Raw genomic sequence first — 11,882 nt, 5'->3', positions numbered from 1 at the left:
CACCTGATACAAAAAATACTACCATGAGAATTTCAACATTCTTTAAGAGGACAGTATGGTTATGTGCGGTGTTATTATTGCTAATGCTCAGCAATGTTGGGTTTGCACAACAATCCACAAACAATTATCTGAAGAAATTTAAACCAGTATCTGTAGAATTAATGCAGGAAACTGGTATTCCAGCCAGTGTTATTCTCGGAATAGCGATGCTGGAATCTGGTACCGGAACCAGTAGAAATGCTAAATTGCTGCATAATCACTTCGGTATTGTGGGCAAGAATAACATGTCGCAAATCAAACCCGGACACCGGTCCGTATACAAACAATATGTAACCGACGTAGCCTCCTATGAACATTTCGTGGAGATGTTGGCCCGCAAAAAATGGTTTGGAGAAATGAAAGGTAATCCGGAATTTTCCGCCTGGCTCAAGAAAATGAACCATAGCGGTTATTCCTCTGCCGGTCATGAATGGATCAGAAGAGTGACGAACATTATTAACCGCTATAAATTGTATAAGCTGGACGCAAGCATGGATAGCGTGGCAACGGACTCCAAACAATGGTTAACCGTAGGCATGCCGGCAGCGGGCGACCGGTAGTATGCTAACCTATTTTAAACTATGTCCGGCAAAAATAAGTCTGCCTATCCGTTCTATATCATTTTAGGAACATTAGTATGCCTGGTTGGGCTGTCACAGCTTAATTACAGCTTTTCTTATAAAGACTTTCAATTCCGGAAAGTGGACCTGTTATCAGACCTGAGAACAAATCCCGCTTCCCCGGACAATCAAAAGCTTACTGCTGGCGGAAACGACAGCAGTAAGCTTTCTGGTTTAGACAGCACTGGCATTGCTGCTAACCCACACATCCCTAATCCGGACCATGCGCACGACTATATGTCGTATGATGGTATCATGCAATATGCCTCACCCATACCCGGCGATACCATTGTTGGGATGAAACAATTCCTGGCCGCCCTGAGAGAACTGAAAGCCGGTAAGCGCCGCAAAGTACGTATTGCCTATTTCGGTGACTCCATGATTGAGGGAGACCTCATCACCGGCGATCTGCGCGACAGTTTACAACATTTCTTTGGTGGCGCAGGCGTTGGCTTTGTACCCGTAACCTCTGTGGTAGCTTCTTTCAGAACAACTATCACCCACACATTTTCTACTGACTGGAAAGATTACCACTATAAAAATTCACCCCCTTCCAATATTATGCTCGGTTTATCCGGACATACCTTTTATCCTGGTGGCAACAGTTGGGTGAAGTATTCGCCCGTGAAAAAGCCGCTGCTGGATAAGTTCCAGGAAGTGTCCCTGTTGTATGGCCCTACTGCAGCAGGCACCGTTACAATTAACGATAAAGCCTATACGCTTTCCGGCAACGCCGAGGTAAACAGGCTGGATCTGCAGCAAGACACAGCACAACCGTCTGTTATGCTGCGTTATTCCGGTGGTGCCATGCCTTTCTATGGTGTTTGCTTTGAGAGCGGCAATGGAATTTATGTAGATAACTACTCCTTCAGAGGTATCAGTGGCGTGGAACTGGGTCACTTGTCTGCCGATATGGTACGCCGCATGCAGCAGGAAAGACCTTATGACCTCGTAGTGATGCACTACGGCGCCAATGTTTTGTTCCGCCCGGAACTGACCGACTATAGCTGGTATGAACGTCCTATGAAGAAAGTAATGGATTCCCTGAAACAGGATTTGCCGGGAACTTCTTTCCTGATGATCGGCACCGCAGATAAATCTTACAGAAAAGCAGATAAATATATTACCGCACCAGGCGTAGAAGCGCTGCTGAAAGTACAGCACGACCTGGCTGCCGGGCACGGTACCGCGTATTGGAACCTTTATGCCGCTATGGGCGGTGAAGGATCCATGGTAAAGTGGGTAGAGGGAGATACAGTGATGGCCAACAAGGACTATACACACTTTAACAGAACCGGAGCAGCCAAAGTAGGGGCGCTGCTTTATAAAGCTATTATGAATGAATACAGGCTGGCACAACCTTAGTAAAAGATGGGTGACAGTGCTTTCATTGTTACTCGCCGGTGTTACAACTTATGCACAACAGGTAAACGTTAACAACATTCAGCAGGACACTGCATTGTACAATGTTTTTCATTCTTTTACCACAGCAGACAGTAATGTAATATCCATTCTTCACCTGGGAGACTCCCATGTGCAGGCTGGTTATTTCCCATTGACAACAGCCTCTTTGTTACAACAACAACTAGGTTATGCAGGCAGGGGCTATATTTTCCCCTATAACCTGGCAGGCACCAATGGTCCGGAAGATTTTCGCTGGAACAGCACCGTAAGATGGTCTTCGGAAAGAGTGGTAGACCGGAATAAGTCGGACGTACTCGGACCAGGCGGCATTGTGATTACTTCGCAAAACGAAGCACCCACCCTTTCTTTTACCGGAAAGCCGGATGGCGCTATGGACAATAACTTCCGTAAGGTGCAACTGCTCTACGATGCCGGTAATACCAACAATACCGTAGTAGCGCCGGATGCTACCATCACGGTAACGCCTGCACCTTTCCCCGGCTCGCCTACCATGAGTATGGCAACCCTCGATTTCCAGCAAACATCACAGTCTTTCCAGGTAAGATGGGAAGGTACGGGCACTGGTCCATTCCACTTTTACGGCGCCGTGATGGAAAATGGACGTAATGGGGTGTTGTATCATAGCATCGGAATCAATGGAGCCCAGTATCAACAGTACAATGAAATCAGTAATACCCTCCTGGCGCAGATGGCTGTGTTGAAACCACAATTCGTCATCATCTCCCTGGGAACAAATGAAGCCTACGGCCGCCTTGACCCGCTTGCTTTCCGCGATGAAATAGATAAAGCAGTAACACTCATCCGGCAACAAAATCCTTCCGTAAATATTTTGCTGACTACTCCTCCGGATTGTATGCGTGCAATAAGAAAAGGAGTGAGGAAGAAAGTAGGAAAGAAAAAATACAGAACCATATACCACACCGCGTATTATCCAAATCCATATATCTCCATGGTAACACAGCAAATCATGGGATATGCCAGGCAACATGGCATTGCCTGCTGGAATTTTAATGCCGTTAATAAAGCGCAGAGAGATAGATTTGCAGGAGCATGGGCGCCAGATCATATTCATTTCAATGTGAGAGGATACCAGTTACAGGGACAGTTATTGTACGAAGCCCTGCAACAGTCGTACTCACATTACTTACAGCAAATAAAGAAAAATCCAGTTATCTCCAATGATCAACGTTAATGAACTGCTTTCAGAGCTGTTGTACGACGAGAAAAATCCAGTGCTCTTTAACAGCGGCTTCTTTTTCTATTTCTTTGCCTTGTTCATGTTTTGCTATTTGCTTGCCAGCAGAAGTAAACAGGCCAGGGTATGGATTTACACGATATTTTCCCTGTATTTCTTTTATAAGGCTTGCGGCTACTATGTAGGCCTGGTAATCCTTTCCGCTATCGTGGACTTTAACCTGTCGCGGTGGATTCATTACAGCCAGGATAAGAAAGTCAAAAAATCATTGCTGATACTCAGTATCCTGCTCAATATCGGGTTACTGTTTTACTTCAAGTATACCAACTTCTTTATAGGCATCATCAACGATTTTACCGCCGGGCATATTTCCGCGCTGAAGTTAATCCTGCCTATCGGGATCTCTTTCTATACGTTTGAGAATCTCAGTTATACCATCGACGTATACCGGGATGAAATTAAGCCCGTGAGCAACTTCATGGATTACCTGTTCTTCCTGTCTTTCTTCCCGAAGCTGATGATGGGTCCCATTGTGCGTGCAGCCGATTTTATACCACAAATTTCACAGCCATACCGTTTGAATTCGGAAGATATCGGGAAAGGGATGTACCTGATTATGGCCGGGCTGTTTAAGAAGATAGTGATATCAGATTTTATCTACCAGAATTTTGTGCAGTATATTTTCGATGATCCCAGCAAGCATACTGGCCTGGAATGCTTAATAGGCGTGTATGGCTATGCGTTGGTGATTTATTGTGATTTCTCCGGTTATTCCGATATGGCGCTGGGTATTGCTCGGTGGACCGGCTTCAAGATTCCGCCTAACTTCGATTCTCCTTACCAGAGTTCCTCTATCACAGAGTTCTGGCGCCGCTGGCATATTTCTTTGTCCAGCTGGTTAAGAGATTACATTTATATTCCTTTGGGAGGTAACCGCAAAGGCAAGGTACGTCAGTATATCAACCTCGCGTTAACGATGCTGATAGGCGGCTTCTGGCATGGTGCCAGCTGGAACTTTATTTTCTGGGGAGCGTTGCACGGCGGCGCACTGGCCATCGATAAGGTGCGTATCGACTGGCTGAAGAGAAGCAAAAAAGTATTCACGGGTGCCAAAGGAACGATCTTCAAAATTGTTGGTATCCTGGTGACTTTCCACTTTGTATGTTTCTGCTGGGTATTCTTCAAAGCGGCTACTTTCCACGACGCTTGGTCACTAATACACCAGGTATTCTATGATTTCCAGCCAGAAATAGCCATGGAACTGTACAATGGTTACACTGCTGTATTCTGGGTAATGGTGATGGGTTTTGTGCTGCACTTCCTGCCAGCTAAAGCCGAATTCTCTATGGAAAACATTTTGGGACGCATACCGGTAGTGGGTAGCGTAGCCATTATGGTAGTGTTTATGTGGTTGCTGGTGCAGGTAAAGAGCACTCAACCGATGATTCCGATTTATTTCCAGTTCTAATATCGCCGTTGCCAGGGAATAAAGATTTCGCAGTTTTCTGCACCTGTCAAGGAAATAAAAAAGTGGTTACCACTCATTTTGAAGTAGCCGGACCGGCAGCTGCCGTTAATGAATTCATACATCGGCAAGCCTGCGGCAACAAAGCTCATAGGCACCGGCAACTTTTTATAATAGCCTCCGGGAATGTGTTTGGTAAACAATCCAAATGCTTCCTGGAAGGCCAGGCGAATCTGCAGATGAGCCATATCATATACTTTCAGGATAGGCACCATAATTCCCACATACATCATCATTTTAGCGTAGTTAGTTACCGGCACTACATCCAGTGTCCCTGTAATTACCATGGCACCCGATAGCATCAGGGAGGCTCTGATGGCATGTAATTGTTGTTGATACATGCTCATATATGCCACCATGCTTCTTATGGGATCATCGTTACGGGGCAGAATATTATAATACAGCACATAGTCCGGTAATCGGAGGTCTTCCGTGCGGTCTGGCGAAAAAATGAGACTGTTGGGATCATCATGCGGAGTGGTGGCTATTTTAGTACGGGCCAGTGTATGTTCTTCATTGGGCAGATAAATCCTGTCGCGGAAGCTGATGGGGGCCTCATTAAACACTTCCCGGAAGGCTTTGGTGAAGCTGGAGTGGGTGTATCCGCACATTTCACTGATTTGCCCAACGCTGAAATCGCTGTGGCGGAGATAGCCGGCACCTGCTTCCAGCCTGCGTCTTTTAGTAAAATGGATATACGATTCACCGTAGAATTCAACAAACTTGTGGGAGAAATTGTCCAGTGATTCACCGAGGAGATTGGCGACTGTTTTCAGATCCCGCTCGCCGAATGGATCGTCGTGAGATAATGCGATGGCCTGTTGTATCTTTTTCTCCCAATGGTTAATTGTGACAGTTTTCATGGAGGCATATTTTGGTGTTTGGAGGAGGATTCTAATCTACTCATTTTGACATTCTGAGGATCCATAGCTACCGGAACGGGGTCGGATTAACAAACGGTTAACAATTGTTGTTCCATATCGGGATTAAATAATTGCTAATTCTATACTTTTGCGCAATAATTAAACTTCGTGATGCGCATCGCCAGAATCTTTCCAATCGTCGTTTGCATAATATTTTCTTCTTTGGCCGCTCATGCGCAATTCCTGATGGACATGATTGATACCACATCCGAGTTGGGTAAGGGTATGATATCGATGTACCATAAGTATGATGCATTGCGCTTCAGTGGCTATATTCAGCCTCAGTTTCAGATGGCCCAGGCCAGGGGCGCTGCCAGTTATGACGGTGGCGACTTTGGAGCGGCAGTAGACAACCGTTTTACCCTGCGAAGAGGGCGTATCCGCCTGGATTACGAGCGTTTCAACAAGCATGATATGCCAGTAGTGCAGTTTGCGTTTCAGTTTGACGGTAGCGAGCGGGGTGTGTTTATCCGTGATTTCTACGGGCGTTTTTTTGAGAATAAGTTCAATGTATTGTCGCTGGTGGGCGGTATGTTTGCCCGTCCTTTTGGTTATGAAGTGAATCTTTCGTCTGCCGACAGGGAAACGCCGGAAAGGGGCCGTATGTCGCAGATACTGATGAAAACGGAGCGAGACCTGGGGGCGATGATTACGTTTGAACCCCGGCGTAAAGATCACCCGTTACGTTTCCTGAGAATAGATGCCGGAGCCTTCAATGGGCAGGGACTTTCTGCAACTACCGACTTTGATAGTCATAAGGACTTTATTGGCAGAATTGCCGTAAAACCACGTAAAATCCTGAAAGACCAGGCAATATTGTCCGGTGGTGTATCCGTATTATACGGTGGCATGCAGCAGTTTACCAACGTTATTTATACCATGGGCACGGTGAACGGTAGACCTGGTTACCAGGTAGACTCTTCAGCGGCTAATATGGGAAAGATAGCCCCCAGGCATTATTACGGGGCAGACATACAATTGAAAATTCCGAATGGCCCGGGTAAGGGCAGTACACAGTTCCGGGCAGAGTATATCCGCGGGCAGCAAACTGCCACCGCACTTACCACAGAAACACCCGGGGCGATACCTGTTAACGCGCAGGGAAAACCTCAACCCTTATATATCCGCAATTTTGATGGCGCTTACCTGTATTTTCTCCAACACCTGGGCAGCGATCAGCACCAGTTAGTGGTAAAATACGATTGGTACGATCCTAATAAGAAAGTATCCGGAAAGCAAATTGGTGAACCAGGTGCAGGACTCACGGCAGCGGATATACGCTATAATACATGGGGGGTAGGCTACTTATATTATGCCAACGAACACCTGAAGTTTATGTTTTACTATGATTGGGTAACGAATGAAAGTACGCAACTGGAAGGGTATAAGGAGGATCTGAAAGATAATGTACTGACCTGCAGAATGCAGTACCGGTTTTAGAAGGAATTACGAATTTCAAATTACGAATTACGGCTTTGAGAGAAGACCTTAGCGAATCATCTTCGCGTTTACTATCTTCTCTCAAAGCCGTAATTCGTAATTTGAAATTCGTAATTTGAAATTCGTAATTCTTTCTTACTGGTCTCTTCCGGACTCCATGGTAAATCCAAACGTGCTGCCTATTTCAGGTTTGCTGCGTACGGTAATGGACTGATCGTGGGCTTCTACAATATGTTTTACAATCGCCAGACCCAAACCAGTACCGCCAATATCGCGGCTACGGGCTCTATCTGTACGATAAAAGCGTTCAAATACGCGTGGGAGATGTTCTTCCGCCATTCCAATACCATCATCTGATATTTCTACCAGTACCCGTTTGCCGTCCATGCTGTAAATGCTGGCAATGGTATGGCCATCTGGTTTGCCATATTTGATGGAGTTATCTACCAGGTTAATGAGTACCTGCCTGATTTTTTCTTTGTCGGCAAACACCGGCTGTGGTGCTTCACAACCTTTCTTGATATGGAATTTAATGCCTTTGGTATTGGCTTTCAATGACAGGGTATCAAACACATCTTTGATCAGGTCCTGGATCACAAAAACTTCGGCATTAACGGTCATTTCACCGCTTTCAAGTTTGGATATTTCGTCGAGGTCATCGATCAGCCGGCAAAGGCGATCGATATTTTTAGTCGCATTTTTCAGGAAGAGTTTATTTACGTTAGGGTCTTCCAGTGCGCCATCCAGCAGGGTGTGGATATAGCCCTGCACTGCGAAGATGGGCGTTTTCAATTCATGGGAAAGGTTCAACAGGAATTCTTTCCGGAATTCTTCATTCCGGCGGAGGTTTTCCAGTTCTTCTTTCTTCTGACTGGCCCATTTTTCCACATCTTCACTTACCTCTTCAATGGTTTTCAGTGGGAGAATATTTTTCTGGAAAAACTCTTCCCGTTTAGAAGCCTTGGTTTGATAAATGAATTTGTAAATCAGCTTTATTTTCCTGTAAATAAAGTTCTGCAGGGTATACAGATACAGATAATAGGATACAAGAAAGGTTAGCACAAAAGCGCCCACTACTACTTGCCACTTGCCGTCCACCAGAAGGCTACCCAATGCGATGATGGCTGATATCACGAGGGCGGTAAATCCCGCTAACTTTTGCGGGGACAGGTTTTTTGCTTTAAACATACTCCAAAGTGAGTAATTAGTATAATAATGGGAAATTACTTTAAATTTCTTACTTACCATAGAAAAGCTGTTAGCTGCCAGCTTTTAGCCAATAGCCAACGAGAGTTTTGGTGGAAAATTTTCAGAAAACTGAATTGAAATGGAGATGTGAGGGCAACCTGTTTAGCCTTCCCCGTTAACAGCTAAATGCTAAAAACTCCGCGTGCTTACATCTCGAATTTATAGCCGACTCCTTTTACGGTAGTAATTAAATCGATACCTATTTTCTGACGTATTTTGCGGATATGCACATCGATGGTGCGATCGCCTACAATCACTTCTGTACCCCATACCTGGTTCAGAATTTCGTTACGCAGGAATACACGACCTGGTTTGGATGCCAGTAACTGCAGTAATTCAAATTCTTTCTTGGCCAGGATGATTTCCTGTCCTTTGTAGGTAACAGTAAATTTTTCACGGTCAATGATAAGATCTCCGAGGGTAACCCGTGTTTCTTCCGGTTTGTGTAAACGGCGGAAAAGCGCGTTGATTCTGCTTACCAGCAGTTTGGGTTTGATGGGTTTGGCAATGTAATCATCTGCTCCCATGTTCAGGCCATCTACTTCTGATTTTTCGTCGTTCAGGGCAGTTAAGAATAATACCATCGTGTCTTTGAACTCAGGGATCTTCCTGATTTCACGGCAGGTATCAATGCCGTTTTTGTTAGGCATCATGATATCCAGCATAATCAGATCCGGTCTGAATATTTTTGCTTTCTGGATAGCCTCGCTGCCGTCTTTCGCGGTTACGGTATCATAACCCGCTGTTTTTAGATTGTAACTGATAATTTCCAGAATGTCCAATTCGTCATCTACAACCAGAATTTTTCCTGCAACCGCTTGGTCTATCATAAATTTTGCTTTTAAAAAGACGGGACAAAATTATAAAGCCATTCCCGTGATTAATGGAAAATTAACATTATGAAATTGTTAATTCAATATCAGCTTGGTTTTCCGAGACCAACGGCAAGGTACGCCAAATAACAATATACCAGCGACATGGCGAATATTCACTATTTATATAAAGGTGATTATTAAAGAAACCCACTTTGGGCAATTTTAAAACACCTCCTTTGGTTCGAAATACACTCATAAACCGATAATATGGATCATAGATAAAATTATTATATGCGTTTTGGATTTAAAAACAAAAGATAGCAACACAACACTGGCAAACTCTGTATTTTGGTTGTAAATTTGCTATCTGGGTCTCGGGAAAAGATCATTTAGTATGAGAAGATTTCTATTAATATTATCGCTGACTGTATTGGCAGTCAGCCAGCTACAGGCACAAGGCAGCAGCCATCATCCAATTCCGATCAGCAGACAGGGATTTCATGATAACATCGACAAAGAACAGGCTGCCGCTGCTAAATTTGATGGTAAAGCAGACGATCTCGTAAAAGTATCAGACGACCAAACCATTAACCTGCAGGTCACCAATGCCCTTTTGAAAGAAGTGGATGACATGCAGCAGGAAATTGAAGACAACGATGCACTGGATCATCGTCTGAAAGTAAAATACCTCTCCGGCATTTATATGTTGCTGAAAGACTACAATCAGAAACGTGCCCGTCGCAACATCGATCCGGAAGAAGCCCCTGCTATGGTGCAGGCATACCGCAATATGATGCACGCCGATATCAAAGGCCAAAGCATTTTGCCATATATCCAGCACCTGTCGTATGAAGGGTCAGAAAAACTGATAGAAGCCTTCCAGGATAACCCCGGCTATAAAGAAGCCAAAGGTCAGGTGTTCACCAAATATGCGTTCAATAACCTGGAAACAGTAATGCCTAAACTGGCAGAATACATGAATTATCCGGGTATCGACTCCATCATTGCGGCTGTAGCGCGTAAATATCCTAACCAGATACTGACCTATGCTACCTCCTTTACACCGATGGCAAACGTGATTAAGCGTAACCAGGATCCGATTGTACAAACTATTGTACGCATCGGGCAATCACCACAGAGCACCAAAATATTGGCCTTTATAGATGAAATACTGGCCGGCAGTACTACTGTAGAAAAGCTGGAAGGCATTGTAGATAACGATTACCAGTACTATAAGCAAATGGTGAAATCCACCATCGCCTTACAAAAGCTGAAAAATGAAGGTAAGAACCCATTCGGGCTGAAAGCCATGATGGAAAATATGCAGGCTAAATCACTGCTGTATATCCGCGATGTGAATGATTTGCACGAAGAGCCGGCCCCCGTTCGTTTCGCCAGCGTTAAAGCCTTTACCCCGGAAGAACTGTATTACCTGATCATTAACGGTCAGGAAGAATTATATACCTCCAGTTATACCAATCACAACAACGCCGGTTTATACGACCAGATGATGATTCGTATGAAACCTCCCCGTGGCGATAGCTTACTGATGATGGTCAATTTTGACCGTTTCAAGAAGTTCATCGCGATGGCCGCCGGCTTCAATACCCTGGACAACTTCCTGAAATCAATGGCCCCGGAAAACTCCAACTACCTCATGCAGAAATATGTGCAGAACCTGGAGAAAACAGAGGACCTGGAAGATGCGGTAGATGTAGCCAATTCCTTTGGCAGTATCCGGGATGAAAAACTGCTGGAGTTCCTGCGCTCAGAAGTAAAGAAGAACCTGGCCTACGTAAAAAAGCACAACGATAAGCGCGGCACCGTTATTTACCAGTTATTGAGCAGCCTGTTTGAAACCGAATCGAAAGACGAAAATGATTCTTCGAAGGCAACAGATATGGCGAGCAAACTGCAGCTGCCTCCAATCAATTTTGTGTCTTCCGCAGCATTGGAAAGTGATAGCGGCAGAATTTACCAGCAGGTATTTTTCTATGGAGACAAAGACGGGCAGGAATCTTACGCCAGCTTCATGACCAATTTCCCTGGCGCCGACTGGAGGATCAGTAAAAATAAGTATTGGACAACTATTACTTCCACCAAAGGAAAACCTACTACTATTTTTGCGAATCTGCCTACTGATGAGCCAGCGGATAAAGAAGCTATTCAGAAACTTTCTGAATACCTGGATGAACATGATATTCACCCTACCATTTTCATTCACCGTGGCCACAGTTATCATATCAACACTACTCTCGATAACCTGCAAAGCTCTGCGAAAATTGTGGTGCTGGGTTCCTGTGGTGGTTATCATAACCTCGCTACCGTATTGGAAAAATCCCCGGAAGCGCATATCATCTCTTCTAAACAGGTGGGTACCCGTTTCGTGAATGAGCCAATCATCCATACACTGGAAGACCAGGTACGCGCTGGCAAAAATGTAGACTGGGTGATTATGTGGGCACAGCTGACCAAAAGATTTGCCGGAGATGCCCGTAACAAAGACCTGTTCAGTGATTATGTACCACCGCATAAAAACCTCGGTGCCATTTTCATCAAGGCCTATAAACAAATCATGAAGGACGAGAAAAAATAGTTAGCAGAAAGCTGAAAGCAGAAAGCAAAAAGCTATTGAAGCGATTGACCAGAGCG

9 protein-coding genes are annotated in these 11,882 nt (G+C 44.8%); 6 read left to right on the top strand and 3 right to left on the bottom strand.

From position 1 onward, the window contains the following. The first annotated feature begins 23 nt into the window (after positions 1 to 23). The 4 genes from J7623_RS23295 to J7623_RS23280 are packed head-to-tail and all read left to right on the top strand — an operon-like array spanning position 24 to position 4,747. Positions 24 to 599: a glucosaminidase domain-containing protein gene (locus tag J7623_RS23295; protein ID WP_291924921.1), complete on the top strand. Its 576-nt coding sequence runs from the start codon at positions 24 to 26 to the stop codon at positions 597 to 599. A gap of 21 nt (positions 600 to 620) precedes the next feature. Then, entirely contained in the window at positions 621 to 2,024 is a 1,404-nt protein-coding gene (locus J7623_RS23290; RefSeq protein ID WP_291924917.1) for a hypothetical protein, read from the top strand. Next, positions 1,999 to 3,276 carry a GDSL-type esterase/lipase family protein gene (locus J7623_RS23285; protein WP_291924915.1) on the top strand — a complete coding sequence of 426 codons (1,278 nt, stop codon included), beginning with the start codon at positions 1,999 to 2,001 and terminating at the stop codon, positions 3,274 to 3,276. The genes J7623_RS23290 and J7623_RS23285 overlap by 26 nt, the downstream gene beginning before the upstream one ends. Next, complete coding sequence (locus J7623_RS23280; RefSeq protein ID WP_291924913.1) at positions 3,263 to 4,747, top strand: MBOAT family O-acyltransferase; 1,485 nt, start codon at positions 3,263 to 3,265, stop codon at positions 4,745 to 4,747. The genes J7623_RS23285 and J7623_RS23280 overlap by 14 nt, the downstream gene beginning before the upstream one ends. On the opposite strand, the gene J7623_RS23275 is transcribed toward J7623_RS23280, so the two are convergent. Then, a complete protein-coding gene (locus J7623_RS23275; protein WP_291924911.1) occupies positions 4,744 to 5,667 on the bottom strand; it encodes a helix-turn-helix transcriptional regulator in 924 nt (307 codons plus the stop codon). The genes J7623_RS23280 and J7623_RS23275 overlap by 4 nt on opposite strands. Before the next feature lie 252 nt (positions 5,668 to 5,919). Between J7623_RS23275 and J7623_RS23270 the strand changes: the two genes are divergently transcribed. Next, on the top strand, positions 5,920 to 7,167 hold the full coding sequence (locus J7623_RS23270) for a porin (protein ID WP_291924909.1): 1,248 nt from the start codon (positions 5,920 to 5,922) through the stop codon (positions 7,165 to 7,167). 135 nt (positions 7,168 to 7,302) lie between these two features. Here the strand turns inward: J7623_RS23270 and J7623_RS23265 are convergent, their stop codons facing one another. Both J7623_RS23265 and J7623_RS23260 read right to left on the bottom strand, forming a co-directional pair. Further along, the gene (locus J7623_RS23265) at positions 7,303 to 8,355 is read right to left on the bottom strand and encodes an ATP-binding protein (RefSeq protein WP_291924907.1); all 1,053 of its coding nucleotides are present in this window, start codon (positions 8,353 to 8,355) and stop codon (positions 7,303 to 7,305) included. Between the two features lie 206 nt (positions 8,356 to 8,561). Beyond that, the gene (locus tag J7623_RS23260) at positions 8,562 to 9,245 is read right to left on the bottom strand and encodes a response regulator transcription factor (RefSeq protein ID WP_079471020.1); all 684 of its coding nucleotides are present in this window, start codon (positions 9,243 to 9,245) and stop codon (positions 8,562 to 8,564) included. Positions 9,246 to 9,624: 379 nt separating this feature from the next. On the opposite strand from J7623_RS23260, the gene J7623_RS23255 reads away from it, so the two are divergent. Then, positions 9,625 to 11,826 carry a hypothetical protein gene (locus tag J7623_RS23255; protein WP_291924900.1) on the top strand — a complete coding sequence of 734 codons (2,202 nt, stop codon included), beginning with the start codon at positions 9,625 to 9,627 and terminating at the stop codon, positions 11,824 to 11,826. The last annotated feature ends 56 nt before the right edge of the window (positions 11,827 to 11,882 follow it).

Source organism: Chitinophaga sp., assembly GCF_017745275.1.
Classification (GTDB): Bacteria; Bacteroidota; Bacteroidia; order Chitinophagales; family Chitinophagaceae; genus Chitinophaga.
The sequence above is the reverse complement of the archived record's forward strand: the minus strand, read 5'-3'. Positions and strand labels throughout refer to the sequence as shown.

Excerpts from the sequence above, each read along its gene's own strand:
- J7623_RS23275 (WP_291924911.1), bottom strand. The coding sequence starts at position 5,667 with ATGAAAACTGTCACAATTAACCATTGGGAGAAAAAGATACAACAGGCC.
- J7623_RS23285 (WP_291924915.1), top strand. The coding sequence starts at position 1,999 with ATGAATACAGGCTGGCACAACCTTAGTAAAAGATGGGTGACAGTGCTT.
- J7623_RS23295 (WP_291924921.1), top strand. The coding sequence starts at position 24 with ATGAGAATTTCAACATTCTTTAAGAGGACAGTATGGTTATGTGCGGTG.
- J7623_RS23255 (WP_291924900.1), top strand. The coding sequence starts at position 9,625 with ATGAGAAGATTTCTATTAATATTATCGCTGACTGTATTGGCAGTCAGC.
- J7623_RS23260 (WP_079471020.1), bottom strand. The coding sequence starts at position 9,245 with ATGATAGACCAAGCGGTTGCAGGAAAAATTCTGGTTGTAGATGACGAA.
- J7623_RS23270 (WP_291924909.1), top strand. The coding sequence starts at position 5,920 with ATGATTGATACCACATCCGAGTTGGGTAAGGGTATGATATCGATGTAC.
- J7623_RS23280 (WP_291924913.1), top strand. The coding sequence starts at position 3,263 with ATGATCAACGTTAATGAACTGCTTTCAGAGCTGTTGTACGACGAGAAA.
- J7623_RS23290 (WP_291924917.1), top strand. The coding sequence starts at position 621 with ATGTCCGGCAAAAATAAGTCTGCCTATCCGTTCTATATCATTTTAGGA.
- J7623_RS23265 (WP_291924907.1), bottom strand. The coding sequence starts at position 8,355 with ATGTTTAAAGCAAAAAACCTGTCCCCGCAAAAGTTAGCGGGATTTACC.